The organism is Branchiibius hedensis (assembly GCF_900108585.1).
GTDB classification, from domain to species: Bacteria; Actinomycetota; Actinomycetes; order Actinomycetales; family Dermatophilaceae; genus Branchiibius; species Branchiibius hedensis.
Genome location: NZ_UESZ01000001.1, coordinates 723,467 through 749,379 on the forward strand (window position 1 = coordinate 723,467; position 25,913 = coordinate 749,379).

Here is a 25,913-nt window from a genome sequence, read left to right on the forward strand (position 1 = left end):
AGGTAATCAATATAGAACCTATGGTCCGCACGGGGCAACCCGCCCCCCGTAGGCTGGCGCCTGTGACGAAGACCAAAGTTGCCGTGATCGGCGCACAGGGCCGGATGGGTACCCAGGCCGTCGGGGCGGTGGGCTCGGCCGGTGATCTGGAACTGGCTGGTGCCCTCGACAAGGACGACAACCTGGGTGACCTCGGCGGAGCGCAGGTGGCCGTGATCCTTTCGGTGCCGGATGCGGCGCCCGATAACGTCGCGCACTGCATCGAGCGGGGCGTGCACTGTGTGGTCGGGACCACCGGGTGGACCGACGAGCGCCTGGCCGCCGTGCAAGCCCAGTTGGAGCAGCACCCGTCGGTCGGTGTGTTGATCGCCCCCAACTTCGCGATCGGTGCGCTGCTCGCGCTGGAGTTCGCGCGCAAGGCGGCCCCGTACTACGAGTCGGTCGAGGTCATCGAGCAGCACCACCCGGACAAGGTGGACGCACCATCGGGTACGGCGGTCCGCACCGCCCGCGTGCTGGCGGCGGCTCGCGCGGAGGCCGGGTTGGGCGACGTACCCGATGCCACGACCTCGGACCCACTGGGCGCCCGAGGTGCCCGCGTCGACGGCATCCCGGTGCACGCCGTACGACTGCGGGGCCGGGTCGCCCACGAGGAGATCCTCTTCGGCGGGCCGGGGGAGGCGTTGACCATCCGGCACGACTCCTTCGATCGCGAGTCGTTCATGCCCGGGATCCTGGCCGGCGTCCGCGCCGTCGCCGACCATCCGGGTCTGACCGTCGGACTCGAGCAGTACCTGGACATCTGAGTCATGGCCACCCTCGATGACGTACGCCGCGTGCTGGCTGACCTGCCCGGCGTCACCGAAATCGAGAACGGCTGGGGCGCTCTGTGCTGGCGGACCAAGGCGGGACAGATCGCCTGGGTGCGCGAGGCCAACCAGTCCGACCTGGACCAGTTGGCCGAACTCGGACAGGTGTGGCCCGACGGCACGGTGATCGCCGCACGGGTCGCCTCTCTGGACGAGCGGGCCGCACTGATCGACGAGGACCCGGAGGTCTTCTTCACGATCCCGCACTTCCGGTCCTGGCCCTCGGTCCTGCTCGTGCTGGACCGGATTGCCCCCGAGCGGCTGGAGGAAGTGTTGCTCGACGGGTGGATCCTGCGGGTGCCGAAGAAGGTCTCCACGGCGTGGCTGAGCGAGCACGGGTTCGACGCGTGAGACTGGCGCTGATCGAGAACGACCCGGATAGCGGACCTGGTCGGCTCACCGACTGGCTGCCCACGGCCACGGTCGTGCGGGCGCACGCCGGCGAAAACCTCCCGGCTGCAACGGATTTCGACGGTTTCGTGCTGCTTGGCGGCGGGTTCATGCCGGATGCCGACGAGCAGGCGCCGTGGCTACCGGCCGAACGGGCGTTGATCGCCGATGCGGTGGACTCGCAGACGCCGTTGCTCGGGATCTGCCTGGGCGCGCAGCTGCTGGCGCACACCTGCGGCGGCGAGGTCAGGTCGGCGTACGGGCTGCCGGAGAAGGGGGTCACGCAGCTTCGGGTCAGTCCCGCAGCCGCCAGCGACCCGGTCTTCGCCGGACTGCCGGGGCAGGTGCGGGCCGTGGAGAGTCACCAGGACCAGATCACGGCGCTGCCGCCGGATGCGGTGTGGCTGATGTCCTCGCAGCGGGTGCCGCACCAGGGCTTCCGCGTCGGCCCAGCGGCGTGGGGTGTGCAGTTCCACCCCGAGGCTTCAGGTGGGCGGGTGCAGACCTGGTCGGATGAGTCGATCCGGGCGCGTGGCTTCGACCCGGAACGCGTGCGCGCCGAAGCTGCTAGTGCAGCAACCGAACTCGAGCAGACGTGGTCTGCGTGGTTTGCCCGGTTCGCGGCCCTGCGCTCGTGACCCCGCCCCACCATTTTTGCAGCGCAACTCACCTGGAACCGCTGCGCGAGGGTGAGTTGCGCTGCAAAAGTCCGGGGGAATCCGTCAGTCGCCGAGGGTCGCGGTAAGACGCACCTCGCGCATCGTGCGCCCGTCGGCGTCGACCTCACGATCGCGCCACGCGCCATCCGGAGCCAGCCCCGCCGCGGTCAGGAACGCGCGCAACTGCTCGTCCGTCGCCGGGATCCACACCTGCACCGCGGTGGCATGACCTTCCTTCAACAGATCGGCCACGGCGTTCAACAGCCTTGAGCCGTGGCCCTGTTCACGGGATGCCGGTCGCACCCCGAAGAGGCTCAGCTCGGCGACGCCGTGCTCACTGCTGGGTACCACCGCAGCCAGCCCGACCACCTGGGCCTGCTCGTCAGAGGCCAGCAGCAGGAAGTGTTCGTTACTCGGTGGACTCACCAGGGAGGCTCGCCAGCCGTCGGCGAACGCCTCGGGTGTCATCGCCGCCAGCACCTCGGGAGCCAACACCTCGCCGTACGCCGATCGGAATAGATCCGCCTGAGCCGCACCGATCGCGTCGGCGTCCTGGGATCCCGCCAGCCGGACGGATGCGTCAGCCATCAGGTGAACACCGTTGGGGTGTCGACGGGTTCGAAGGCAGCATCGACCAACGGACGATGGGTCACCACGATCGGCAGCCGCAACGTCTCCGAGCGGGTGAACCAGCCGACCTGGGTGACTTCGTCGGACAATCCGGCCTCGTCCTGCGTGCTGGCCCGGAAGCAGACCCCGAAGACCTGGTTGCGCCGACCGTCGGCGTAGACGATGACCGCGTCCGGGTCGGCATAGACCGCCAGCACCGAATCGATCCGCACCTGCAAACCGGTCTCCTCCGCAGCCTCCCGGGCCGCGGCTTGTGCCCACGTCTCACCGGCCTCGACGCCACCGCCGGGCAGGCACCACAGGCCGTTGTCTTCTCGGCGGGTGAGCAGGAGTCGTCCGTCGCGCATGATGGCGCAACTGGCGCCGACCTTCTTCTGCGCACCGGAAGCGGCCCATGGCGAGCGGATCACCTGGGTGCGCGGACGGGTGCGTTCGTAGATCCGGACGGTGAAGCCCGGATGCTCCTCTTCCGAAAGCTGCTGCCACACCGGGTCTTTGGCGATCGGCCAGCCGGGAAAGGAGGTGTCGCCCTCGGCGTCGAAGGGGATGTCGGTCAGGACCAGCCGATCGGCGTACGGGAGGAATTGCTCGTAGACCTTCGAGCCCCCGGCGATGAAGAGGTCCTTCTCCTGGCTCAGCAGCAGGACATCGTCGATGCCGTGGGCGACGGTGACGCCCCGTGCGGACCACTTCGGGTCGGAGGTCAGCACCACTATCTTCCGCCCGGGCAGGACGCCCACCGACTCGAAGGTGGTGCGACCCATCACCAACGGGTAACCCATGGTGGTCTTCTTGAAGTGGGCCATCTCGCCGGGCACCTTCCAGGGCATCCCACCGGCGCGGCCGATGATGCCGTTGCGAGCAACGGCGGCAATCAACGAGATCGTCATCAGACTGCGATCGGCGCCTTGATCGTGGGGGCCGCGACGTAGTCCTCCAAGGTGATGTCTGCCAGGTCGAACTCGTCGATGGCCTGACGGGCCGGATTGAGTCGCAGTGTGGGCAGCGGCCCGGGGTCGCGGGTCAGCTGCAACCGGGCCTGCTCGATGTGGTTGCTGTAAAGATGCGCGTCGCCCAGCGTGTGCACGAATTCGCCGGGGACCAGGCCGGTCACCTGGGCGACCATGTGCGTCAGCAGGGCGTAGGAGGCGATGTTGAACGGCACGCCGAGGAAGACGTCCGCCGAGCGTTGGTAGAGCTGGCAGGACAACCGCCGCTGCCCGAGGGCATCGGCGGGGGACACGTAGAACTGGAACATCGTGTGGCACGGCGGCAGAGCCATCTCATCGACCTCGGCGACGTTCCAGGCAGAGACGATCAGCCGCCGGGAGTCGGGGTTGGTGCGGATCGCGTCGATGACGTTGGCAATCTGATCGACCGTTTCGCCCGACGGGGTCGGCCAGGAGCGCCACTGGTGGCCGTAGACCGGGCCCAGGTCGCCGTTCTCATCGGCCCACTCATCCCAGATGCTGATGCCACGCTCGTGCAGCCACGCCACGTTGGTGTCGCCGCGCAGGAACCACAACAACTCGCCGATGATCGAGCGCAGGTGCAGCTTCTTGGTCGTCAGCGCCGGAAACCCCTCCGCCAGGTCGAAGCGCATCTGGTAGCCGAAGGTGGACAGCGTCCCGGTGCCGGTCCGGTCCTCCTTGGCCTGGCCATGTTCGAGCACGTGATTGAGCAGATCCAGGTATTGCCGCACGGCCCAACCCTAGCGGCGCGGCCCGACAAGATCACCGGCCTGGGCGGCTGCGGCCGAACGTGTCTGGCAGCATCCGGGCCCTGAGCAACAAATTGTTTGAAACTTTGAGTAACACTCAGTGACCCTCGAGCGATGTACCTGTTGATCGCGTTGTCACCCGGACCCCCGAGCGGGTGACAACGCGATTTCATCTTCCCGGTGGATCCGACCTGCCGGTGATCGATTTTCTCCTAATTCAGGCCGCCCTCACGGCAGGATCCTGCCCGGGGCGCACCCACTCCGCACGTCTTGCGGCAAACCCCCAGAACGGCGGGATGGCGCGGATTGCGGCCGCTCGGAGCAGTCCCGCCCGAGGATTAATCTGACGTCATGACTGACACTCCGTTCGGGCGCATGATCACCGCGATGGTCACGCCCATGACCGATGATGGCGACCTCGATCTCGACGGAGTGCAGAAGCTGGCCAGCTACCTGGCCGACAACGGGCATGACGGCCTGGTGGTGAACGGCACGACGGGGGAGTCGGCGACCACCACGGACGAAGAAAACGTGGAAACCGTCCGGGCGGTCGTGGAGGCCGTCGGCGACCGCGTCCGCGTCACCGCCGGCGTCGGCACCAACGACACCCGGCACTCCGTGGCCGCTGCCAAGGCCCTCGTCGCCGCCGGCGCGCACAACGCCCTGGTCGTGACGCCGTACTACAACAAACCGCCGCAGGCCGGCATCGTGGAGCACGTCCGCGCCATCGCGCAGGCCGCGGATGTGCCCGTCATGCTCTACGACATCCCCGGCCGCACCGGCATCCCCCTGGCCAGCGACACGATCAAAGCGCTCGCGCAGATCCCGCAGGTCAAAGCCCTCAAGGACGCCAAAGCCGACCTCTACGCCGCCAGCCAGTTGATGACGGAGACCGACCTGCTGTGGTACTCCGGCGACGACGTGCTGGCGCTGCCGTGGCTGGCGATCGGTGCCGTCGGACATGTGGCCGTGACCGGACACGTCGCCGGCAACCAGTTCCGCGCGATGATCGAGGCGGTCGACCGCGGCGATCTGGCCAGTGCGCGCGCCATCCACACCGCCCTGATCCCTGCGATGAACGCGATCATGACCGTGACCCAGGGCGCGATCATGGCCAAGGCTGCGCTGAAGCAGCTCGGCGTGATCAACTCCGACTTCTGCCGGCTGCCGCTGCTGCCGGCCACCGACGAGCAGCACGACCTGTTGCGTGCGGCGCTCGCGGCCTCCGGTCTGTCCTGACCGTCGGGCCCGGCGCGGGATAGGGCACGATAGAGCGGTGAGTCATCCGCACCCCGAACTGACCCTGCCACCCCCACTTCCCCGCGACGGCGTGCGGGTGGTTGCCCTCGGTGGCCTGGGCGAAGTGGGACGCAACATGACCGTCGTCGAGTACGACGGTCGGCTGCTGATCGTCGACTGTGGCGTGCTGTTCCCCGAGGACCACCCGGGCGTCGACCTGATCCTGCCGGACTTCGAATACATCGAAGGGCGCCTGGACGACATCGAGGCGATCGTCCTCACCCACGGGCATGAGGACCACATCGGTGCGGTGCCCTATCTGCTGCGGCTCAAACCGGACATCCCGTTGATCGGATCGACGCTCACCCTCGCCCTCGTGGAGGCCAAGCTCAAGGAACACCGGATCACGCCGTACACCATGGGCGTGCGCGAGGGGCAACGCGAGAAGCTGGGCAACTTCGACTGCGAGTTCGTCGCCGTCAACCACTCGATCCCCGACGCGCTCGCGGTGTTCATCCGCACGCCTGGCGGGACACTGCTGTGCACGGGCGACTTCAAGATGGACCAGTTGCCGCTGGACGGTCGGATCACCGACCTGCGCGCGTTCGCGCGGATGGGCGAGGAAGGCGTTGACCTCTTCCTGACCGACTCCACCAACGCCGAGGTGCCGGGATTCACCACGCCGGAGAAGAGCATCACCCCGGCGATCGAGCAGGTTTTCCAGCAGGCTGAACGCCGCATCATCGTGGCCTGCTTCTCCTCCCACGTGCACCGCGTGCAGCAGGTGCTGGACGCGGCGCAGAAGCACGGCCGCAAGGTCGCCATGGTCGGCCGGTCGATGGTGCGCAACATGGGTATCGCCGCGGATCTGGGCTATCTGCACGTGCCGGACGGGGTGCTCGTCGACGCCAAGAAGCTGGACAAGCTCGAGGACGACAAGATCGTGCTGATCTGCACCGGTTCCCAGGGGGAGCCGATGGCGGCGCTGTCGCGGATGGCCAACCGGGATCACAACATCGACGTCGGCCCCGGGGACACGGTGCTGATGGCGTCCTCCCTCATCCCCGGCAACGAGAACGCCGTCTACCGGGTGATCAACGGCCTGATGCGCCTGGGTGCCAAGGTCGTGCACAAGGGCAACGCGCTGGTGCACGTCTCTGGACACGCCTCGGCGGGGGAGTTGCTCTACTGCTACAACATCGTCAAACCCAAGAACGTCCTGCCGATCCACGGCGAGTGGCGACACCTGGAGGCCAACGGCGAGTTGGCCGTGGCGACCGGGGTCCCGCGCGAGCAGGTTCTGCTCGCCGAGAACGGCGTCGTGGTGGACCTGGTCCGCGGCAAGGCGGCCATCACCGGCGCCGTGCCGTGCGGCTACGTCTATGTCGACGGCTCCCTGGTGGGTACGACGGACGAGACCTTGCTGAAGGATCGCCGGATCCTGCGCGATGAGGGTTTCGTGACGATCATCGTGGTGCGCGACGCGGCCTCGGGCAAGATCGCGGCCGGTCCGGAGATCCAGACCCGCGGGTTCGCCGAGGACGAGGCGGTCTTCGACAAAGTGCGACCCAAGGTCGAGCAGGCGCTGGAGGAAGCCCGGGCCAAGGGCATCTCGGACACCTACCAGTTGCAGCAGATCATCCGGCGCACGGTGGGTGGCTTCGTCGGGGGCAAACTGCGCCGCCGGCCGATGATCATCCCGATCGTCATCGACGCGTAAGTCCGACCCCTACATAGGCAGCCGCTACACCAGCAGGTGGGCAGCGGCCACGCAGCTGAGCGCGACCAGCCAGCTGACGAAGCTGCCGACCAGGAAATACTCGGTCACCGCATCGATGCCGACGCCTTGGGTCTCGGTGCGATCCCGGCGAACCGTCAACTCGGGGAAGCGCAGCAGACCCTTGGCGGCGATGACGATCCCGGCCGCCGTCACCTGACCGGCCAATGCCAGCCCGAGGATGAAGACGCGCTCCAACGGTCCGAGCAACCGCCCGCCGCGCAGCGTGTCCGATGGCTGGGGCTGCCCGGACGGTCGGATCGCACCGGTCGCCCGGAGAATGAGGCGCACGATGACGTTGCCGGTGCCCAGTTGCATGAGGAACAAGCCCAGAATCAGGGCCGCACCGTCGACGCCGACCCGGTCCAACCCAGGAATCGCGGCGTGTTGCGCCCAGTGCGACAGCAGGCCGCCGACCGGCGGGCCGGCGTTCCAGCACAACAGGAGCACTGCCAACCCGAACGCAAGCGCGGTGAACGCGAAGGCGGGGTGCGGCGTACCCGAATCCCCGGGACTGGACAGCACCTGCCACGCCACGCAGGTCAACCCGCCCACGATCAGCAACGGGATCGAGGCGCCGTGCGCGGCGGTCAGAACACCCAGGACCAGGACCACCACCGGGCCGACCAGGAGTCGCGCACCCCGCATCGGACCGGCGCCGCGGGTCAGATCCGCAATGCCGATCGCAATCAGGGTGATGGCGAAACTGGTCACGAACTGATCGTGGCAGGTAGCACCGACAACCTCGCCCACACCGCGAAGTGATCGGTGTTCGCAACCTTGTCGATCCCGGATGCGACGACCGGGTCGGGGCGGCCGGGTACCCGCGCGAGGATGTGGTCCAGCTGGACGAACGGCGGGATCCGGGACTCGTTGGGCCAGGTGCGAACCCAGCCGGCACCGGTGGCACGCAGACTGTCGGTCATGGTCTCGGCGATGTCGCGGAATCCCGGCATCGCGCTGGAGGCGTTGAAATCACCTGCCATCACGACGGTTTCGGTCGTTGGCTGCGCCTCGCGCCAGTCTTGCAGTGCCCGCAACTGCTCTCGCCACAGGGAGGCGTTCCTACCGATCGGCGCGTACGTGTGGACGGCGTGCAGCAGGTACCGGTGGGTCGCCTGGACCATCACGATCGGTTGGTAAAAGCCGCCGCCGTCAGCGCCGAGCCCGCGCAGGATCAGGGGGTGGCGGCTGAGCACCATCGTGCCCGCGTAGGGGTAGGCGGTGCGGCCCTCGCGGTGCGGTAGGAGCTGGGCCAGGCCTGCCCGGTCCAGCCCGGCCAAGCCATCCGCGGTCACTTCGGTCAGGACCAGGGTGTCGACGTGGTGCTGCTTGATCAGACCGACCAGGGTGGCTGGATCTGCGCCGCCGGCTCGCAGGTTGGAGACCATGACGATCTCGTCGGAATCCGCTGCGGGTGCCGTCGTCGATCGGACGGCCCCGAAGGCAAGGGCGAGGGGGAGCGCCGCCACGATGGCAGCGGCGGCCGCGAACCGCCGGCGCCCGGTCATGGCCGCCACCGCGAGAGCCAGGACCAGCAACGCCACGGCAACGCATCCCACGATCGGGAAAGCAGCCTGGACGACAGGGACCCGCCACGTGGCGACATCGACCCAGCGGGTGGCCAATGCCGCGGCAGTGAGCGCGAGGACCAGCCACCCGAGTACCCCGACCAGCCGAGCGACGAGCTTCATTCGGCGAAAGTGAAGCAAAAAGCTTCATTTATCAAAAGTGAAGACATATCCTTCATCCATGGCCGAAGCATTGGTAGCGACCCTGATCGGCGATCTCGTGGCGTCCCGCGGTGTCACCGACCGTCGCGGTCTGCACGATCGTCTCATCAGTGCGCTCGCGTCCGGCGCCGACGCGCTTAGCCAGGATCTGGTGGCGACGGCGCCACTGCACATCACCGTCGGCGATGAGTTCCAGGGCGGTTTCGGCACCATCGGTGCCGCTCTGCACGCCTCGTTGCTCATCCGCACGCAGTTGCTGATCGGGCAGCCGGAGGCGGACCTGCGCTGCGGGATCGGGTGGGGCAGCGTCCAGGTGCTCGATCGGCGTACCGGCGTCCAGGACGGCCCCGGCTGGTGGTCGGCCCGGGATGCGATCGAAGAGGCCGAACAGTTGGCCGACGCACCTTCGACGCGCAGCGTCCGCACCATCGCCCGCCTCGGTGCTGATCGGGAGCAGTTGCAGGATGCCGTCAACGCCGCGCTGACGACCCGCGATCACCTGTTGGCCCGGCTCGACAACCGTTCCGTCCGCATCCTGCACCGATTGCTGCGACAGGAGAGCAAGCGGGACATCGCTGAAGCGGAGGGGATTTCCGCCTCCGCCGTCAGCCAGCGCGCGTACCGGGACGGCCTCGACGCGATCGTGCGCGACGCGCTGTTGTTGCGCCGGATCTGAGGTTGACGCCGTCAACATTGGCGGTGCTGATGTCGGCGCGGAGGCTGATCGACATGAGCATCGACACGCACACGGCGCCGCGGGCGCCTCGAGGACTGGCCGGCCTGATCGTCGCCGACACCGCAATCGGTGACGTCCGCGGGCAGGAGGGCTTCTTCCACTATCGCCAGTACGACGCCACCCAGGTTGCGCGGCACCGCACCTTCGAGGACGCCTGGCATCTGGTCCTGCGCGGCAGCCTGCCGGAGACGCAACACGAGGTCGACCAGTGGCACGACACGATTCGTGCAGCAGCGCATATCCCTGCAGCCGTGCGTGATTCGCTCCTGGCGACGATGCAGGCCAGCTCCTCCGGCGCGCCACTGGCTGACCTGCGCACGGCGTTGTCTGCGTTGGGTGCGCTGACCCACGATCGCCCGTTGTGGGATCTGGCTGCAGCGCAGCGGGAGGCGGCCGCACTGCACGTCGCGGCCAGCGTGCCCTGGCTGGTGGCTGCGTGTCACGCCATCGCCCGCGGGGAGCAACCTCGCGATCCGCGACCGGAGTTGGGGTACGTCGGCAACTATCTGTGGCTGGTCACCGGACAGGACCCGAGGCCCGACCAGGTGCGTGCACTGAGTCGCTACCTGATCCTGACCATCGACCACGGGTTCAACAATTCGACGTTCACTGCACGCACCGTCGCCTCCACCGGTGCTGACTTGACGGCCTGTGTCGTTGCCGCGCTTGGGTCGCTGTCCGGCCCACTGCACGGTGGCGCGCCCAGCCGAGCGCTCGACGCCTTGGATGCGATCGGCACGATCGACCGGGCCGGGGACTGGGCGAGGGCGCAGCTGGCAGCGGGGGACCGGGTGATGGGGTTCGGTCACGCGATCTACCGAGGGCTGGATCCCCGCTCGGAGCTCCTGCGAGAGACAGCGGCCGAATTGGGCGGCGACACAGCGCAACTCGCGATCGCTGCCGAGCAGGAGGTCGTCGCAGTCCTGGATGAGGCCAAGCCGGGCCGGATGCTGCGGGCCAACGTCGAGTACTACGCGGGCGTCGTGATGGACGCCTGCGGCTTGGACAGGGTTCTGTTCACCCCGACGTTCGCCGTCAGCCGGGTCGTCGGATGGACGGCCCACATCCTCGAACAGGCCGCCGACACCAAGATCATCCGGCCCGCATCGCGCTACGTGGGTCCGGCTGCGCCCGTGCCGGTGCCGCCGACGTAGTCCGCCTGGGGCCGGAAGCGCAGCGGCTGACCCAGTTCCTCCATTCCGTGGGCGGCAAGTCCCGCCATGCGAGCGATCAGGAAGATCACCTCTCCGGCCCAGCGCTGCGCATCCGCAGCGACGCTCAGTGCTGCCAGCGCCAGGTCTACGTTCGGCGCCGCGCCGTGTGCTCGGCGTACGGCGATGGTCAGGTCGTCGACCCGCCGCACCACCTGCGGTGCCCAGGGCTCGATCCGAGCGATCAGCGCATCGAACCGGGGATCGGTGTCGCGATACACGAGGTGACCGAACCCGGCTGGCACCTGGTGTAATTCAGCTGATCCGGTCAAGGCGTCGTACGCCGCGCCGGACGCTGCACCATGCGCGGGTCCTGCGAGGGCGGCGGCGCCGGCCAGTAGCACGTGGTACGGGTCGGCCCGGGTTCCGGCGGTCGCGCGGGCAACCACGGTGGAGGTGGCCAGCTCGTGATCGGCCAGCAGGACCAGCGCCGCTTCGAGCGCCTGCAGGCGCTCCCGATCTGCTTGCTGCGCAGTCAGTTTCGGCCACAACCGCTGCGCGATCGAACCTGTGCTGTCGGCGCCGACCGTCGGGAGCGACGCCACGGCAGCGCAGATGGAACGCCTTGCCGCCGTGGGGAAGTCGTCATTGCGGCCGACGCCCGAAGCAAGGATCGCCGCTCGGATCCGATCGCCGGGGAGCATCGTGCGTGGATCCACAGCATCCGGCGCGTCGGGCCAGACTGAGCAACCGTCGGTGCCCCAGAGCAGTTCGGCAACGTCTTCGAAGTGCGAAGTTGCCGCCAGCTGCTCGGCGTCGTGCCCCCGGTAGAACAACCGGCCGGCCGGATCGATCCGGGTGATTGAGGTCTGGATCGAAACCTCGAATGTGCCCGCACGGGTCCGCTTCCGGCGCTGCACCAACGCGAGCACCGCGGAGCGGTCGAATCGTGATCCGCGGGAACGAGCCGCACCCGGTAGCGGTGACAGGATGCCCCGGCTGACATAGGCGTAGATCGTCGACACTTGAACACCCAGCAGGTCGGCAGCCTGCTGGGTGTCAACGGTGTCGGTCATCGCCCCAGATTAGGACCCGGCCTGACGTGCGGCGTCCCGAACCTGCCGTTGCGCCTCCTCCAGCGCGCCCAGCAGCGTGTGCCGCAGCTGGGGGGTGCTGTGCTTGCCGGTCGCGGCTTTGCGCACGGCCTTGCTCAGATCCCGCAGGCTGCGCTCGATGGCCGCGACCTCTGGGCCCACCTCCGAAAAGGCCTGCCAGCTGGTCGATCCCGGCCCGGACGCACCGGGGACCGTGGTCGCGGTCCGCCGTGCCTCGCGCGCCGCTGCCTTCAGTTCGGCCCGCAGGTCTGTGGCACTGCCGTGCACCCTGGCCCGAACTTCATCGGCGAGTTCCCGTGCGGACCGGTCCAGATCGGCCTGGAGCTCACCCAGGTCCTCCTTGCGATCGCGGACCTCCTGACGGCCCGCGTCGGTGATGACGTAGGTGGCTTTGCGGCCGTCATCGGTCCGCGAGACCAGACCGTCCTCCTCGAGCTTGGCCAGGCGCGGGTAGACCGTGCCCGCGCTGGGGGTGTAGAGCCCGCCGAAGCGTTCCTCCAGATCGCGGATGATGTCGTAGCCGTGCCGCGGACCCTGATCCAGCAGGGCCAACAGATACAGGCGCAGTTGGCCGTGCTGGAAGACCGGTGTCATTGCTCGACCGCTTGCGTTGCGCGCATCACGACCACGTCGCCGGACACTGAACTCGCCTTGATCTTCAGCGTGGGATTGCCCTCGGACAACCGGCCGCCACCGCGGGTGCCGGGGTTGCCGATCCGTTGTCCGTCGACGATGGCGGCACCGCTGAGACTGCTCAGCTGCACGTCGAACCCGTCGGAGTCGGGCACCCGCACCAAGACGTCACCGGAGACCGCGGTCGAAGAGATCGAAGTCTTCGCGCTCAGCAGGTCCAGCGTGATGTCGCCGGACACCGTGTTGAGTTTGACCGGGTCGACCCGACTGCGGTGCACCGTGATGTTGCCGGAGACGCCATTGGCCTTGAGCGCACCGACCAAACCGTGCAACTCGACGGTGCCCGACACGGTGTTGACGTCGACCGAGTCGGTGATGTGGTCCAGGGTGACGCCGCCGCTGACCGTGTTGATCTTGGCTGGCCGGGTCAGGCCGCTGGCCAACACCTGCGCCGAGACCGTGTTGATCTTGGCCGTGACCCCTTCGGGCACGGCGATGGAGAGGCGAGCACGGTCCTGCGCTGCGGAGGATCCGAGCCGCTTGAGCGTCTCCCAGATGTTCTCGCCCTCGGCTTTGAGGTGAGTGACCTTGAGGGTGTTGCCATCCCAGGTCACCTGCAGCGGACGGCCGCGCAACTCATGTATTTCGAGAGTTGCTCCGGCCGCATCGCCGTGCGTGACCACGTCGACCTGGCCGCCGACGATCGACACCGAGACGGTGCGAACGGTGGCCGGCTGGTCCTCGCCGATCTTCAGCGTTTGCGGTTCGCGAATCTCCCAGGCCTGCATCTACCTCTCCTGTCACGATATATCGCGTTGTCGGGAACACGTTATATCGCGAGTGGGATGCGCGGCAAGCACGGTTTCCCCCGACTTCTGCAGCGCAACTCACCGTGGCGTTGCCGAAACAGGTGAGTTGCGCTGCAAAAGTGGGGGAGGAGCGCGGGTGGGCCGCTACCAGGGCCGCGGCTGGCTCAGGTCCCGCGGGTCGCCGATGGCTTCCCAGCCCTGGCCGGGCACGTGCCGGTAGGGCAACGCGGAGCCGGAGGTGACCAATCGGCGTACGCCGGCGATCAACCGCTCCACGTGATCAGGGGTCGTCGCCAGTCCGAGGCTGGCCCGCACGGCAGCAGCGCTCTGCCCCACGACGGTGTCACACAGCAGGTGCGCGCAGAATCGTCCGTCACGGACCGCGATGCCGTCCTCGTCCGAAAGCACCTGCGAGACAAGCGAACTGTCCCATCCGTCCACCGTGAAGGTCACCACGCCCACGTTCGGGCGGTCGGCGCCGAGCGCTGCAACGATGCGGACGCCGGGGATCTGGCCGAGGCCGTCGCGCAGTCGGGTCGCCAACGCCTCCTCGTGCCGGTCGACGGTCTCGCGGTGCCGGGCGAGTGTCACGCAGGCGGCCGCAATGGCGATGGCGCCCAACGCATTCGGGGTCCCGCCCTCGTGCCGCGCCGGCCCGGTGTGCCACTGGATCCCGTCGCCGGACACAGTGTGCGTGGCGCCGCCTGCCGGAAGGTACGGCTCGGCGGCGTCCAGCCAGTCGGCGCGGCCCACGAGGGCGCCCGCACCGTACGGCGCATACATCTTGTGACCGGAGAACGCGATCCAATCCGCGCCGAGGTCGTCAAGGTCCACGGCCCGGTGCGGCACCAGCTGCGCACCGTCGACGACCACTCTGGCGCCGAACTGCGCTGCAATGAAAGCTAGTTCGCGTACCGGCCACACTTCGCCAGTGACGTTGCACGCGCCGGTCAGCACTACCAGTTTGGGCGCCTGCGGGTCGGCGGCGGTCAACGCCGTGCGCAGCAGGTCGGCGGCCTCCTGCACACTGCCCGGCACCCGCAGCGCCGTCGTGTGCTCCGCCGGCCACGGCAGGAGCGCGGCGTGGTGGGCGGACTGCCAGGCGAAAACCTGTGCGTCCTGGGGCAATGCGTGGGCGAGCAGCCGCAGCGCGTCGGTGGTGTTGCGGGTGAAGATCACCTCATCGCCCGGGCGGGCCCCGACGAACCGGCCGACCTCGGCGCGGGCCTCTTCGAACCAAGCCGTGGTGATGCGGCTGGCGAAGCCGGCGCCGCGGTGCACCGAGCCGTAGGTCGGGCTGACCTTGTCGACTGCCTCCTTGACGGCGACCAGGGCCGGGGTCGTCGCGCCGTGGTCGAAGTTGGCGATGTCCACGACCGTGCGGTGCACCGTGGGTACGCCGATCTCGTGGGCGACCGTGCGGGGCAGACCGGTCGCGGTCAGCGGCCCGCCACTGCGGCGGGGCAGATCCGTGACGATGCTCAACCGCCGCGAACTGGGGTGCTCGGGGCTGGGGAGCACGCCCGGGGCGTGATCGGTGAAGCCGCTGCTCGGCGTACGTGTGATGCTCGTGACTGTGCTCATAGCGATGCTCCTCGTCGGTCCTAGGGACCAGCGAGCGCGCCGAAAAGGGGGCGAGCGGAGAACTGGTCCGCGCTTGCCGTCACGCTGCTGCGATCCGGCCGGGTCGTCACCCGGAGCACCCCACCGCGGAGGAGGGTTGCCGCTCAGTCAGCCGGGGCTTAGGACTGAGACTCTTGACCTGGAAAAAACTGTAGCAGCGTGCGGCGCGATCAGTCGCACACCACGTCGATGCCGTCCGCAATGCGGTACGGCGCTGCCACGATGAGGGCGCCAGCGGCCCGCCGCAACCGGCTGATCTCAGCCCGGACCGCCACCTCGTGACCTCTGTCCCCGTACAACCGGGTGCTCAACGCAGCGGCGGTCAGACCCAGGGGCGTGCCGACCAGCAGGCGCAGGATCTGCGCGTGGCGGCGACTGAGCGGCACCGTCCACGGCTGGTCATCGTCACCAGACAGGTGCAGCGTGTCGTCGCGGCCCAGTCGCGCGGACAGCCGCCGCGGACTCGGCGCGGGGCGCACCAACCAGCCGTCCCCGACGCGCTCGGGAAAACACATGCCCAGACCGGGCACGGCCAGCAGTCGATCGGCCCGCGGCGCGGCGATGCGATCGCGGACGCTGACGCCCTCCCGGTGGGCCACCCAACCGTGGTCGTCGACAAGCAACAGCGGACTGCCGGCGGTCGCGATCAGGTGACTGGTCCGCTCACGAAGCCGACGCAACTGCTGCTCATGGTGTTGCCACAGCGCACCCTGCGCCAGTTGCACAGCGCTGTCCACCAGCGCCACCAGCGCCGGGTGCAAGGTCATGGCCGGGCCGCTGACGTCGACGATCCCCAACAGCGAGCCGTCCCTCGGGTCATGAACCGGAGCAGCGGTGCAGTACCAGGGGTGCTGGCGCTGCTCGAAGTGTTCGGCGGAGAACAGTTGCACAGGAGCCTGCTCGGCCAGTGCGGTGCCGATCGCGTTGGTGCCTACGTAGGTCTCCGACCAGTGCGCCCCGAGCGCGAAGCCCAGCGAATCCGCCTGTCGCAGAATGGCCGGCGAACCTTCCCGCCACAGGATGACACCATCCCGGTCGGTGATGACCACGATGAAGAGCGAGGCGTCGGCGACGCTGGTCAGCACGGTTCGGATCCGGTCGGCAACCAACGCCAGCGCACTGTCCGAGCGCCGGGCGTGCACCTGGTCGATCGGCAGGATGTCGCGGTGCAACGGGCGATCGGGATCCAGGCCGAGGGACATCATTCGGGCCCACGAGCGGGCGACGACCGGACGGGGGCGTTCTGATGGTTTGGACCCGGACATGACGGCATCGTGCAAACGCACCAACTGCCGTGCGTGCAGGCCCAGGTCCACACCGGGCGCGACGGCTGCCGCTGACGTCATCAGAACTCACTTTCGTCGCATGCAACGTGCTGCAACGGTTCCGCCCCGGGGGTGCGGGGCAGTGTGCTGTAGATCACACCGTACGACATGAAGGAGTTGAGAGCCCATGACCCAGACTGCCGAGCATCCGACTGAAACGGCGATTGACGCACAGTCACGCGCCGACGCCTGGTTGGCCGCCTTCGAGACCGCACTGCGCAACCGGGACATCCCGGCGGCGACGGCTCTCTTTGCCACCGACAGCTACTGGCGCGACCTGGTGTCGTTCACCTGGAACCTGGCCACGGTGGAGGGACGCGAGGGTGTCGGAGATCTGCTCGCCGAGACGCTCGAGCGCACCGATCCCGCGTCGTTCGCGACGAGCGAGCCGCCCACCGACGACGACGGGGTGGTGACTGCGTGGTTCACGTTCGAGACCGGCGTCGGCCGTGGGCAGGGACTGGTCCGGTTGACCGAGGAGGACGGTCAGGACAAGGCCTGGACGCTGCTCACCGCCCTGCGCGAGTTGAAGGGATATGAGGAACCACGCGGCGTACGTCGCCCCAAGGGTGCCGAGCACGGCGCCACCCGCGATCGGACGACCTGGGCCGAGCGGCGGCAGGAGGAGGCCGAGTCGCTCGGCTCCACCACCCAGCCGTACGTGCTGATCATCGGGGGCGGCCAGGGCGGCATCGCCCTGGGTGCGCGGTTGCGGCAGTTGTCCGTCCCGGCGCTGGTGATCGACAGGCATCCCCGCCCGGGCGACCAGTGGCGCGGCCGCTACAAGTCGCTGTGTCTGCACGACCCGGTCTGGTACGACCACCTGCCCTACCTGAAGTTCCCGGACAACTGGCCGGTCTTCGCGCCCAAGGACAAGATCGCCGACTGGCTGGAGTCCTACGTCAAGGTGATGGAGGTGCCGTACTGGAGCAACACCGAGGCCAAGAAGGCGACCTGGTCGGCGGAGCGGGAGGAGTGGACCGTCGAGGTCGAGCGCGACGGACAGCCGGTGACGCTGCGGCCCAGCCAGTTGGTGTTCGCCACCGGGATGTCCGGCAAGCCGCGGATGCCGCAGATCGAGGGGATGGATGTCTTCGAGGGCGATGTGCACCACTCCAGTGCGCACCCCGGTCCGGACGCCTACGCCGGCAAGCGGGCCGTGGTCATCGGCTCCAACAACTCCGCCTTCGACATCTGTGGTGCGTTGTGGGAGAACGGTGCCGACGTCACGATGGTGCAGCGCTCCTCGACGCACATCGTCAAGAGCGAGTCCCTGATGGAGTACGGCCTGGGCGATCTGTATTCCGAGCGGGCGGTCGAGGCCGGCGTCACCACGGAGAAGGCGGACTTGATCTTCGCCTCGCTGCCGTACCGGATCATGCACCAGTTCCAGATCCCGGCCTACGAGAAGATGGCTGAGGTCGACAAGGACTTCTACGACCGGTTGGAGAGCGCCGGCTTCTGGCACGACTGGGGCGATGACGGCTCAGGGTTGTTCATGAAGTACCTGCGCCGCGGCTCCGGTTACTACATCGACGTTGGCTCCGCCGACCTGGTGGCGAACGGCGACGTGAAGTTGGTGCACGGGCAGATCGACCACCTCAGCAAGGACGCCGTGGTGCTCGAGGATGGCACCGAACTGCCCGCGGATCTGGTCGTCTTCGCCACCGGGTACAACTCGATGAACGGCTGGGTCGCCGACCTGATCGACCAGCAGACCGCCGACCAGCTGGGCAAATGCTGGGGCCTGGGATCGGACACGACCAAGGACCCGGGTCCGTGGGAGGGCGAACAACGCAACATGTGGAAGCCGACCAACGTCCCGAACCTGTGGATGCACGGCGGCAACCTGCACCAGTCCCGGCACTACTCGCTCTACCTGGCATTGCAGTTGAAAGCCCGCTACGAGGGGTTGGAGACGCCGGTCTTCGCGTTGCAACCGGTGCATCACACCGCCTGAGTCCGCTCATCGCCGCGGTCGGTCCCGATTCGGGCCGACCGCGGCGGCGTGTGACGCAAGTGAAAGATGTGACTGTCCTCTAGCCTGTTTCGGTGGCTACCCGTCAGCCCGCGAGCCGCGGGACCTCCTCCTCGACCAAGGGCCGGGCTCGCAGCTCGAGTGCCAAATCGCCGAGTACCAAATCGCCGAGCGCCCGTTCGCGCCCGGCGGCCAAGACGCCGCGGGCGTCCGCGCCGGCCAGCCGCACCAAAGCGCGCAGCGGCGGGATGCCAATGCCGGTGCGCGCCGTCCGGTCCGCCTGGATGGGCGTGTCGCACGCGGCGGGTGGAACCGCCCGCAGCGTCGCCATGTCCGGCCGTGAGGTCACCCCGGAGCAGCGCCGCGACGGGCTGGGCTTCCTGCTCATCGCGCTCGCGGTGGTCGTCGCGTTGCGCGAATGGTGGGGCATGTCCGGCACCTTCGGTGACGCCATTTACGCCGTCGTCGCCGGCACCTTCGGCATGGTCGCCCTGGCCCTGCCCATCATCTTGTTGCTGCTCGGCGGCCATCTGCTGCGCTCGCCCAGGGGCCACCAGGCCACGCACCGCGTCCTGATCGGTCTGGCGCTCTTCCTGGCCGGAGTGTGCGGCCTGATCAGCACGGTCAAGGGCATTCCGGCGCCCGCGATGACCGACGACATCCGCACCGCCGGTGGCATGGTCGGATTCCTGGCCTCCAGTCCCATCGCCGCCGCCATCGGCTCCTGGGGCACCGGGGTGGCGCTGCTGGTGGTCACCGTCTTCGGGGTGCTGGTGATGACCGCGACCCCGCTGCGGGAGGTTCCCGCCCGCCTTCAGCACACCTATCGCTGGTTGATGGGCCAGCACGGCATGGTGGATGAGGCGGATGGTCCCGTCGATGCAGTAGCCCAGGATCTGCATGGCGACCAGATCGACGGGGACCGGCCCCGCAAACGGGGTCGTCGACGTACCGCACCCGTTGACCCGGCACTGGACGGGGACGAACCCTTCGAGCAGGCCGCCCAGGTGCATCACGTTCCGGCCAAGGGCGGCCCGGCGCCGGAGCGGACGACGCCCGACGGTCGGCCGCTGCGACCGGGGGAGAAGGCCGCACCCGCTCCGGTCGATGCGACTCCGCCCCTGGAAGCACCGCCGGTGGCACCGATCCCGCAGCGGGTCGAGCAACTCGCCCTCGGCGGCGACGTCACCTACACCCTGCCGGCCAACCAGATCCTGCTGCCGGGAACCCCGCCCAAGTCGCGGTCGGCGGCCAATGACCGGGTCGTGGAGGCCCTTCGCGCGACGCTGGAATCGTTCGACGTGGACGCCCAGGTCACCGGATTCACCCGGGGCCCGACCGTCACCCGCTACGAGGTCGAGCTCGGCTCGGGCACCAAGGTCGAGCGCGTCACCGCCTTGTCCAAGAACATCGCGTACGCCGTGGCGTCCGCCGACGTGCGGATCCTGTCGCCGATCCCGGGCAAGTCCGCGATCGGGATCGAGATCCCGAACACCGACCGCGAGAAGGTCAGCCTGGGCGACGTGCTGCGCAGCCAGGCGGCGCGCAGCAACGAGCACCCGATGGTGATGGGGGTCGGCAAGGACGTCGAGGGTGGGTACGTCGTGGCGAACCTGGCCAAGATGCCGCACCTGCTCGTCGCGGGAGCCACCGGCGCCGGTAAGTCCAGCTTCGTCAACTCGATGATCGTCTCGATCATGATGCGCTCGACCCCTGAAGAGGTCCGCATGGTGCTGGTCGACCCCAAACGGGTGGAATTGACGGCCTACGAAGGCATTCCGCACCTGATCACGCCGATCATCACCAACCCGAAGAAGGCTGCGGAGGCGCTGCAGTGGGTGGTGCGGGAGATGGACACCCGCTACGACGACCTGGCCGCGTTCGGTTTCAAACACGTCGACGACTTCAACAAGGCGGTCCGTGCCGGCAAGGTCACGCTGCCGCCGGACAGCAAACGCAACCTGCAGCCGTACCCGTATCTGCTGGTGGTCGTGGACGAACTCGCCGACCTGATGATGGTGGCCCCGCGGGATGTCGAGGAGTCGATCGTCCGGATCACCCAGTTGGCGCGCGCCGCCGGAATCCATCTGGTGTTGGCGACCCAGCGTCCGTCGGTGGACGTCGTCACCGGCCTGATCAAGGCCAATGTGCCCTCGCGGATGGCGTTCGCGACCTCGTCGTTGGCCGACTCACGGGTGGTGCTGGACCAGCCGGGCGCGGAGAAACTGATCGGCCAGGGCGATGCGCTGTTCTTGCCGATGGGTGCTTCCAAACCGATCCGTGTGCAGGGTGCCTGGGTCACCGAGACCGAGGTCCACGAGGTCGTGGCCCACGTCAAGAGCCAGTTGCAGGTGCACTACCGCGACGACGTCACCGTCGTGGCCCCGAAGAAGCAGATCGACGAAGAGGTCGGCGACGACCTCGACCTGATGCTGCAGGCGGCTGAGCTGATCGTCACCACGCAGTTCGGCTCCACCTCGATGTTGCAACGCAAGCTGCGCGTCGGGTTCGCCAAGGCCGGCCGGCTGATGGACCTGCTCGAATCACGCGGGGTGGTGGGCCCCTCGGAGGGTTCGAAGGCACGAGATGTCCTGGTCAAGCCGGACGACCTGCCGACGACTCTGGCACTGTTGCGGGGTGAGGATGTGCCGGCCGCCGATGACGTGTACGACGCCGAGGCATCCTCCGACGAGGGGTCCGAGGACGCATGGAGTCTGACCGAACACGGCCGGTGAGCCGCTGGACCGGCGCGATCGGCGTCGGGCTCAGCGCCGGCCTGTCGGGCGCCTTGTGCCTGGCCGCATCCAGCCTGCTCGGCTCGTTGCTGCAGCCCAACAGCCTGGGCTGGTCGGGGTTGGTGCGGATGGCGACCCTGGTGATCTGGCCGTGGTCGGACGACGGCCACCCGCTGCCCAATTTCCTGGTGGCCCTGGCCATCGTCCTGGTGGTCCCGGTGATCCTGGTGGCTCCCGCGGCCCGGGAGACCGCCGCTGGCCGTGGTGGTTACACGATGATGTGGGCTACGTGGGGTGCTGTTCTGGTCGCTGGTGCGCTTGCGGGGGCCGCGGCCGTCGGTATCGCGGCCGCCGCTTCGCCGGGTAGTTCGGGCTTCGACGTGCTGCCTTCCGGATTGCAGGCCGGGGCCGGTTGGGCGTTGCTGGTCGGCTGGATCCCGGCGCTGATCGCGGCCGGCGTCCATGCCGGGCGACTGCGTCAGGTGGACTGATAGCGCAGCAGGCTCGGCGGTTCGTTGCCCTGCAGCTCGGTCGCGACCGTCTCGGCGTCGCCCAGGACCCGCAGGAGGTTGCCGTTGGCCAGTTTGGCCAGGTCCGCTTCCGACCAACTCTTCTCCCGCAGCGCGGCCAGCAGACGGGGGTACCCGCTGACGTCCTCGAGACCATCGGGCAGGTGGTCGACACCGTCGTAATCCCCGCCGACCCCGACGTGATCGACTCCCGCAACCTCCCGTAGGTGCTGCAGATGGGCGACCACGTCGTCGATCGTGGCGTGCGGTGCAGACCGGGTCTGGTCCCACTCGGCCTGGAACGCCGCCACCGCCGCCGCGTCGTGCGAATCGATGCCGGCCGCCGCGGCCGCGTCCTGGCGCGCCTGCCGGTAGGCCATGACCGCAGGTGAGATGAACGCGGGGACGAACGTCGCCATGACGACGCCGCCGTTGCCTGGGACCCGTTGCAGTACGTCGTCCGGCACGTTGCGCACGTGATCGCAGACGGTCCGTGCGCTGGAGTGGGAGAAGATCACCGGCGCGCGGGTGGCGTCCAGAGCGGCGTGCATGGTGTTCGGGGCGACGTGCGACAGATCGACCAGCATGCCGATGCGATTCATCTCACGGACCACTTCGACGCCGAACGAGGTCAGGCCACCGGGCAGTTCGACGTCGGTCGCCGACCCGGCCCACGGCGTGTTGTCGTTGTGCGTCAGGGTCATGTAGCGCACGCCGAGGACATAGAGCATCCGCAGCGCGGCCAGCGAGGAGTCGATCGACTGACCGCCCTCGGCGCCGAGGAGACTGGCGATGCGACCGTCTGCCATCGCAGTCCGCACCTGCTCGGCGCTGAGCGCCAACTGCAGGTCGTCGTACCGTGCGATCAGTTGATGGGCCGCATCGATCTGCTCGAGGGTCGCCGTGACGGCGGTGGCGCCGGGCAGGTTGGAGGGCACGTAGACCGACCAGAACTGTCCGCCCACGCCGCCGGCGCGCAACCGGGGGATGTCGGTGTGCGTGCGCCCCGTGGTGTCGCCACCCACATCGAGGCGTTCGAAGTCGTAGCCCACCTGATCGCGGGCCTCCCAGAGCAGGTCGTTGTGGCCGTCGATGATCAGCAGCGAGGAAGCGTCAGACACGCTGCCATTCGATCACAGTGCGGGCGGGTGGTTCGGCGGTTCGGAACCTGTGCATCGGCGCCATAGACTGGCGGGCGTGGTTTCCGGAGGCGTCGACGAAGTAGTGGGTCGCAGCGTGGCGCTGGTGACCCTGGGGTGTGCACGCAACGAGGTCGACTCCGAGGAACTGGCCGGACGCCTCAGTGCCGAGGGCTGGCAATTGGTCGAGGACGCCGCCCAGGCCGACGTCGCGGTGATCAACACCTGCGGTTTCGTCGAGCAGGCCAAGAAGGACTCCATCGACGCGCTGCTGGAGGCCGGGGATCTCAAGGAAACCGGACGCACCCAAGCCGTCGTGGCCGTCGGCTGTCTGGCCGAGCGCTACGGCAAGAACCTCGCCGAGCAGTTGCCTGAAGCCGACGCCGTCCTGGGCTTCGACAGCTACCAGGACATGTCGGCGCATCTGCAGGCGATCCTCGCCGGGCACGCGCCGGCAGCGCACACCCCCGGCGACCGCCGGAAACTGCTTCCCATCTCGCCAGCCGCACGCCAGGACAGCGGCGTGGCGCTGCCTGGTCACGGCGACGTCCGGGTCCCCGCGGCCGACGTGGCCATCGAGTCACCGGTCGCGGCGCCCCGGGTGATCCGTGCCCGACTCGACGGCCGCCCGTGGGCACCCCTGAAGATCGCCTCTGGCTGCGACCGGCGGTGTGCGTTCTGTGCGATCCCGTCGTTCCGCGGTGCGTTCGTGTCGCGCCGTCCGGCGGACGTCCTGGCCGAAGCGCGCTGGCTCGGGCAGCACGACGTGCGGGAGATCTTCCTGGTCAGCGAGAACTCCACGTCCTACGGCAAGGACCTCGGCGACCTGCGACTGCTTGACACGATGTTGCCGGAACTGACTGCGGTGGAAGGCATTTCGCGAGTTCGCGTCTCGTACTTGCAACCCGCGGAGATCCGGCCGGACCTGCTGGACGTGATGACCTCCACCCCGGGTGTCGTGCCCTACTTCGACATCTCCTTTCAGCACGCATCCGAGCCCTTATTGCGGCGGATGCGCCGGTTCGGTTCCCGCGAGGCGTTCCTGTCGCTCCTGGCCGACGTGCGGCGGCGCAGCCCGGAAGCGGGCATCCGCTCCAACGTCATCGTCGGCTTCCCGGGTGAGAGCGACGCCGATCTGCACGAACTCGAGCAGTTCCTCACCCACGCCGACCTGGACGTCATCGGCGTCTTTGGTTACTCCGACGAGGACGGCACCGAGGCCGAAGGCTACGAGGGCAAACTGCCCGAGCACGAGATCGCGGCCCGGGTGGCGCATTTCCAGGCGTTGGCCGACGAACTCACCGCCCAACGGGCCGCTGACCGGGTGGGCCAGCAGATCGACGTACTCGTGGAGTCCCTGGGGGACCCGGACGACCCGGAGGACCACGAGATCCGGGGCCGTGCCGGTCAGCAGGGACCCGACGTCGACGGCGAGACCATCCTCACCGGAGCCGTCGCGGACCTGGCCGTCGGCGACATCGTGCAGGCCACCGTGATCGACACGGTCGGGATCGACCTGGTTGCGGAGCGCCGGGCGTGAACGAGCATCGGTCGCGTCGCGATCCGCTCACCACTGATCAGATGCGTCAGCGGATCGAGGCCCACGCGCCGGCCCTTCAGCCGGACCCGGCCTCGGTGCCGCCGAACGACGTGAGCGTGTGGAACATGGCCAACGGACTGACCGTCCTGCGGATCCTGCTCGTGCCGCTGTTCGGGTGGCTGTTGTTGCACGACGGCGGACACCAGACCTGGTGGCGGGTGGCGGCGTTCATTGTCTTCGCCGTCGCGTCGGCCACCGACCAGGTCGACGGCCACCTGGCGCGCTCGCGCAACCTGGTCACCGACTTCGGCAAGATGGCCGATCCGATCGCGGACAAAGCCCTGATGGGTACGGCGCTGGTCGGGTTGAGCATCATCGGTGCCCTGCCGTGGTGGTTGACCATCGTGATCCTGATCCGGGAGGTCGGCATCACCGTTCTGCGACTGGTGGTCCTCAAACACGGCGTCCTGCCCGCCAGTCGCGGTGGCAAGCTCAAGACCCTGCTGCAGGGGCTGGCCATCGGCTTGTTCGTGCTGCCGCTCAACGGATTCCTGCACTACGCGGCCTGGGTGATCATGATCGCCGCTCTCATCGTGACCGTGGTGACCGGGATCGACTACGTATTCCGGGCGCTGGCATTGCGATCGGCGGACCGACCGTCCTCGACGTCCGGTGGATCCTCCGCCGACCACGGCAAGGCAGCGGCGTGAGCACCGCTGCGCGGGCCATCAAGGAGTTGACGGCAGCCGGCCGGTCGGTGGCCGTCGCAGAATCGTTGACCGGCGGGCTGGTGAGCGCCGCGCTGACCAGCGTCCCGGGGGCCTCAGCCGTCGTTCGCGGAGGTGTCGTCAGCTACGCCACCGACACCAAACACACGGTGCTGGGAGTGGACGATTTCCTGCTGCGGGCCGGTGGTCCGGTGCAGGCCGAGGTGGCCCGGCAGATGGCGCACGGTGTCCGACGCGTGCTCGGCGCGGATCTGGGTATCGCGACGACCGGAGCGGCTGGACCGGATCCGCAGGGCAGCGCCCCGGTCGGGCGGGTGTTCATCGCCGTCGCCTGGGAGTCCGGTGACGACGTGCGGATCCTGTCCCTGACCGGATCCCGTGACGAGATCCGGTCGGCCACCGTCGAGGCGGCACTGAACCTGTTGATGGACGCGGCGCGCGGCACGGCGTAACCCCCTCGGGAATGTCCGGGGCGGCGGCTACAGTTGATCCCATCGGGCCAGGTGGCCCGGTCAGCCGGGGTGACCACCTCGGTCGGCTCCGGTGACGGGGCCGCGTACCACGGGCAGGAGGTGACGCCATGATCGTGCTTCGGCGTGAGTTGGGTGATGTGTTGCGTCGCCTGCGCCAGAGCCAGGGCCGCACCCTGCGTGACGTGTCCGCGGCGGCCAGTGTCTCGCTGGGCTACCTCAGCGAGATCGAGCGTGGCGAGAAGGAAGCCTCCTCCGAGGTGCTGGCCATGATCTGCGACGCGCTGGATGTGCCGATGTCCGAGGCGCTGTTGCTGGTCTCGGACCGGGTTGCCAGCCTGGAGTCGCTGGTGCGCCTGCCGGTGCCGGCTGCGGCGCCGGTCGTCTCTGCCGCCTGACGGCGTA

Annotated in this window: 25 protein-coding genes and 1 riboswitch; of the genes, 14 read left to right on the plus strand and 11 right to left on the minus strand. The window is 68.5% G+C overall.

Annotated elements, in window-relative coordinates:
• The first annotated feature begins 62 nt into the window (after nucleotides 1-62).
• The 3 genes from dapB to DR843_RS03640 are packed head-to-tail and all read left to right on the plus strand — an operon-like array spanning nucleotide 63 to nucleotide 1,897.
• Nucleotides 63-806 (plus strand): 4-hydroxy-tetrahydrodipicolinate reductase, encoded by a 744-nt coding sequence (gene dapB, locus DR843_RS03630; RefSeq protein ID WP_245933970.1) that lies wholly within the window; start codon nucleotides 63-65, stop codon nucleotides 804-806.
• A gap of 3 nt (nucleotides 807-809) precedes the next feature.
• Nucleotides 810-1,220: an MmcQ/YjbR family DNA-binding protein gene (locus tag DR843_RS03635; protein ID WP_109684149.1), complete on the plus strand. Its 411-nt coding sequence runs from the start codon at nucleotides 810-812 to the stop codon at nucleotides 1,218-1,220.
• A complete protein-coding gene (locus DR843_RS03640; RefSeq protein ID WP_109684150.1) occupies nucleotides 1,217-1,897 on the plus strand; it encodes a type 1 glutamine amidotransferase in 681 nt (226 codons plus the stop codon). The genes DR843_RS03635 and DR843_RS03640 overlap by 4 nt, the downstream gene beginning before the upstream one ends.
• Before the next feature lie 84 nt (nucleotides 1,898-1,981).
• Here DR843_RS03640 and DR843_RS03645 read toward each other — a convergent pair whose 3' ends face one another.
• The 3 genes from DR843_RS03645 to DR843_RS03655 are packed head-to-tail and all read right to left on the minus strand — an operon-like array spanning nucleotide 1,982 to nucleotide 4,250.
• The gene (locus tag DR843_RS03645) at nucleotides 1,982-2,506 is read right to left on the minus strand and encodes a GNAT family N-acetyltransferase (protein ID WP_109684151.1); all 525 of its coding nucleotides are present in this window, start codon (nucleotides 2,504-2,506) and stop codon (nucleotides 1,982-1,984) included.
• Nucleotides 2,506-3,438 (minus strand): dihydrofolate reductase, encoded by a 933-nt coding sequence (locus DR843_RS03650; protein WP_109684152.1) that lies wholly within the window; start codon nucleotides 3,436-3,438, stop codon nucleotides 2,506-2,508. Before DR843_RS03650 ends, DR843_RS03645 begins: the two co-directional genes overlap by 1 nt.
• Nucleotides 3,438-4,250 (minus strand): thymidylate synthase, encoded by an 813-nt coding sequence (locus DR843_RS03655; protein ID WP_109684153.1) that lies wholly within the window; start codon nucleotides 4,248-4,250, stop codon nucleotides 3,438-3,440. Before DR843_RS03655 ends, DR843_RS03650 begins: the two co-directional genes overlap by 1 nt.
• Nucleotides 4,251-4,619: 369 nt before the next feature.
• Between DR843_RS03655 and dapA the strand changes: the two genes are divergently transcribed.
• Both dapA and DR843_RS03665 read left to right on the plus strand, forming a co-directional pair.
• Entirely contained in the window at nucleotides 4,620-5,507 is an 888-nt protein-coding gene (gene dapA, locus DR843_RS03660) for a 4-hydroxy-tetrahydrodipicolinate synthase (RefSeq protein WP_109684154.1), read from the plus strand.
• Nucleotides 5,508-5,544: 37 nt separating this feature from the next.
• The gene (locus tag DR843_RS03665) at nucleotides 5,545-7,227 is read left to right on the plus strand and encodes a ribonuclease J (RefSeq protein WP_109684155.1); all 1,683 of its coding nucleotides are present in this window, start codon (nucleotides 5,545-5,547) and stop codon (nucleotides 7,225-7,227) included.
• A gap of 24 nt (nucleotides 7,228-7,251) precedes the next feature.
• On the opposite strand, the gene DR843_RS03670 is transcribed toward DR843_RS03665, so the two are convergent.
• Together DR843_RS03670 and DR843_RS03675 are read right to left on the minus strand one after the other, a co-directional pair.
• Entirely contained in the window at nucleotides 7,252-7,998 is a 747-nt protein-coding gene (locus DR843_RS03670; protein ID WP_109684156.1) for a hypothetical protein, read from the minus strand.
• Entirely contained in the window at nucleotides 7,995-8,978 is a 984-nt protein-coding gene (locus tag DR843_RS03675; protein ID WP_109684157.1) for an endonuclease/exonuclease/phosphatase family protein, read from the minus strand. Before DR843_RS03675 ends, DR843_RS03670 begins: the two co-directional genes overlap by 4 nt.
• Before the next feature lie 58 nt (nucleotides 8,979-9,036).
• Between DR843_RS03675 and DR843_RS03680 the strand changes: the two genes are divergently transcribed.
• On the plus strand, nucleotides 9,037-9,693 hold the full coding sequence (locus DR843_RS03680) for a SatD family protein (RefSeq protein ID WP_109684158.1): 657 nt from the start codon (nucleotides 9,037-9,039) through the stop codon (nucleotides 9,691-9,693).
• 53 nt (nucleotides 9,694-9,746) lie between these two features.
• Nucleotides 9,747-10,907: a citrate/2-methylcitrate synthase gene (locus tag DR843_RS03685; protein ID WP_109688389.1), complete on the plus strand. Its 1,161-nt coding sequence runs from the start codon at nucleotides 9,747-9,749 to the stop codon at nucleotides 10,905-10,907.
• Here the strand turns inward: DR843_RS03685 and DR843_RS03690 are convergent.
• The 5 genes from DR843_RS03690 to DR843_RS03710 all read right to left on the minus strand — a co-directional run bounded on the left by DR843_RS03690 (nucleotide 10,865) and on the right by DR843_RS03710 (nucleotide 16,430).
• Nucleotides 10,865-11,980 carry a citrate synthase gene (locus DR843_RS03690; RefSeq protein WP_109684159.1) on the minus strand — a complete coding sequence of 372 codons (1,116 nt, stop codon included), beginning with the start codon at nucleotides 11,978-11,980 and terminating at the stop codon, nucleotides 10,865-10,867. The two genes, DR843_RS03685 and DR843_RS03690, sit on opposite strands and share 43 nt — an antisense overlap.
• A gap of 9 nt (nucleotides 11,981-11,989) precedes the next feature.
• Nucleotides 11,990-12,613, minus strand: a complete 624-nt coding sequence (locus DR843_RS03695; RefSeq protein ID WP_109684160.1) for a PadR family transcriptional regulator — start codon at nucleotides 12,611-12,613, stop codon at nucleotides 11,990-11,992.
• Nucleotides 12,610-13,440, minus strand: a complete 831-nt coding sequence (locus tag DR843_RS03700; RefSeq protein ID WP_109684161.1) for a DUF4097 family beta strand repeat-containing protein — start codon at nucleotides 13,438-13,440, stop codon at nucleotides 12,610-12,612. The genes DR843_RS03695 and DR843_RS03700 overlap by 4 nt, the downstream gene beginning before the upstream one ends.
• A gap of 165 nt (nucleotides 13,441-13,605) precedes the next feature.
• Entirely contained in the window at nucleotides 13,606-15,045 is a 1,440-nt protein-coding gene (locus DR843_RS03705; RefSeq protein WP_109684162.1) for an aminotransferase class V-fold PLP-dependent enzyme, read from the minus strand.
• Between the two features lie 64 nt (nucleotides 15,046-15,109).
• Nucleotides 15,110-15,224, minus strand: a riboswitch (SAM riboswitch).
• A 30-nt stretch (nucleotides 15,225-15,254) separates the two neighbouring features.
• Entirely contained in the window at nucleotides 15,255-16,430 is a 1,176-nt protein-coding gene (locus DR843_RS03710) for a GAF domain-containing protein (protein ID WP_109684163.1), read from the minus strand.
• A 106-nt stretch (nucleotides 16,431-16,536) separates the two neighbouring features.
• Here DR843_RS03710 and DR843_RS03715 point away from each other — a divergent pair, with 106 nt between their 5' ends.
• The 3 genes from DR843_RS03715 to DR843_RS03725 all read left to right on the plus strand — a co-directional run bounded on the left by DR843_RS03715 (nucleotide 16,537) and on the right by DR843_RS03725 (nucleotide 21,613).
• Nucleotides 16,537-18,369 carry an NAD(P)/FAD-dependent oxidoreductase gene (locus tag DR843_RS03715; protein WP_109684164.1) on the plus strand — a complete coding sequence of 611 codons (1,833 nt, stop codon included), beginning with the start codon at nucleotides 16,537-16,539 and terminating at the stop codon, nucleotides 18,367-18,369.
• 272 nt (nucleotides 18,370-18,641) lie between these two features.
• Nucleotides 18,642-21,122: an FtsK/SpoIIIE family DNA translocase gene (locus tag DR843_RS03720; RefSeq protein ID WP_109684165.1), complete on the plus strand. Its 2,481-nt coding sequence runs from the start codon at nucleotides 18,642-18,644 to the stop codon at nucleotides 21,120-21,122.
• A complete protein-coding gene (locus DR843_RS03725; RefSeq protein ID WP_109684166.1) occupies nucleotides 21,119-21,613 on the plus strand; it encodes a hypothetical protein in 495 nt (164 codons plus the stop codon). Before DR843_RS03720 ends, DR843_RS03725 begins: the two co-directional genes overlap by 4 nt.
• Here the strand turns inward: DR843_RS03725 and DR843_RS03730 are convergent.
• A complete protein-coding gene (locus DR843_RS03730) occupies nucleotides 21,601-22,752 on the minus strand; it encodes a dipeptidase (RefSeq protein ID WP_109684167.1) in 1,152 nt (383 codons plus the stop codon). The two genes, DR843_RS03725 and DR843_RS03730, sit on opposite strands and share 13 nt — an antisense overlap.
• 76 nt (nucleotides 22,753-22,828) lie before the next feature.
• Between DR843_RS03730 and rimO the strand changes: the two genes are divergently transcribed.
• From rimO to DR843_RS03750, 4 genes are all read left to right on the plus strand, one after another.
• The gene (gene rimO, locus DR843_RS03735) at nucleotides 22,829-24,310 is read left to right on the plus strand and encodes a 30S ribosomal protein S12 methylthiotransferase RimO (protein ID WP_245933971.1); all 1,482 of its coding nucleotides are present in this window, start codon (nucleotides 22,829-22,831) and stop codon (nucleotides 24,308-24,310) included.
• Complete coding sequence (gene pgsA / locus DR843_RS03740; protein WP_342767143.1) at nucleotides 24,307-25,020, plus strand: CDP-diacylglycerol--glycerol-3-phosphate 3-phosphatidyltransferase; 714 nt, start codon at nucleotides 24,307-24,309, stop codon at nucleotides 25,018-25,020. Before rimO ends, pgsA begins: the two co-directional genes overlap by 4 nt.
• Nucleotides 25,017-25,490 carry a CinA family protein gene (locus DR843_RS03745; RefSeq protein WP_109684168.1) on the plus strand — a complete coding sequence of 158 codons (474 nt, stop codon included), beginning with the start codon at nucleotides 25,017-25,019 and terminating at the stop codon, nucleotides 25,488-25,490. Before pgsA ends, DR843_RS03745 begins: the two co-directional genes overlap by 4 nt.
• 128 nt (nucleotides 25,491-25,618) lie before the next feature.
• Nucleotides 25,619-25,906, plus strand: a complete 288-nt coding sequence (locus DR843_RS03750; protein ID WP_109684169.1) for a helix-turn-helix domain-containing protein — start codon at nucleotides 25,619-25,621, stop codon at nucleotides 25,904-25,906.
• Nucleotides 25,907-25,913: the final 7 nt, after the last annotated feature.

What these genes read in the sequence shown, in the direction of transcription:
- DR843_RS03715 (WP_109684164.1), top strand. Translation starts at nt 16,537, where the DNA reads ATGACCCAGACTGCCGAGCATCCGACTGAAACGGCGATTGACGCACAG.
- DR843_RS03695 (WP_109684160.1), bottom strand. Translation starts at nt 12,613, where the DNA reads ATGACACCGGTCTTCCAGCACGGCCAACTGCGCCTGTATCTGTTGGCC.
- DR843_RS03650 (WP_109684152.1), bottom strand. Translation starts at nt 3,438, where the DNA reads ATGACGATCTCGTTGATTGCCGCCGTTGCTCGCAACGGCATCATCGGC.
- DR843_RS03750 (WP_109684169.1), top strand. Translation starts at nt 25,619, where the DNA reads ATGATCGTGCTTCGGCGTGAGTTGGGTGATGTGTTGCGTCGCCTGCGC.
- DR843_RS03710 (WP_109684163.1), bottom strand. Translation starts at nt 16,430, where the DNA reads ATGACGTCAGCGGCAGCCGTCGCGCCCGGTGTGGACCTGGGCCTGCAC.
- DR843_RS03700 (WP_109684161.1), bottom strand. Translation starts at nt 13,440, where the DNA reads ATGCAGGCCTGGGAGATTCGCGAACCGCAAACGCTGAAGATCGGCGAG.
- DR843_RS03685 (WP_109688389.1), top strand. Translation starts at nt 9,747, where the DNA reads ATGAGCATCGACACGCACACGGCGCCGCGGGCGCCTCGAGGACTGGCC.
- DR843_RS03690 (WP_109684159.1), bottom strand. Translation starts at nt 11,980, where the DNA reads ATGACCGACACCGTTGACACCCAGCAGGCTGCCGACCTGCTGGGTGTT.
- DR843_RS03635 (WP_109684149.1), top strand. Translation starts at nt 810, where the DNA reads ATGGCCACCCTCGATGACGTACGCCGCGTGCTGGCTGACCTGCCCGGC.
- DR843_RS03680 (WP_109684158.1), top strand. Translation starts at nt 9,037, where the DNA reads ATGGCCGAAGCATTGGTAGCGACCCTGATCGGCGATCTCGTGGCGTCC.
- DR843_RS03720 (WP_109684165.1), top strand. Translation starts at nt 18,642, where the DNA reads ATGCCGGTGCGCGCCGTCCGGTCCGCCTGGATGGGCGTGTCGCACGCG.
- DR843_RS03705 (WP_109684162.1), bottom strand. Translation starts at nt 15,045, where the DNA reads ATGAGCACAGTCACGAGCATCACACGTACGCCGAGCAGCGGCTTCACC.
- dapA (WP_109684154.1), top strand. Translation starts at nt 4,620, where the DNA reads ATGACTGACACTCCGTTCGGGCGCATGATCACCGCGATGGTCACGCCC.
- DR843_RS03675 (WP_109684157.1), bottom strand. Translation starts at nt 8,978, where the DNA reads ATGAAGCTCGTCGCTCGGCTGGTCGGGGTACTCGGGTGGCTGGTCCTC.
- DR843_RS03645 (WP_109684151.1), bottom strand. Translation starts at nt 2,506, where the DNA reads ATGGCTGACGCATCCGTCCGGCTGGCGGGATCCCAGGACGCCGACGCG.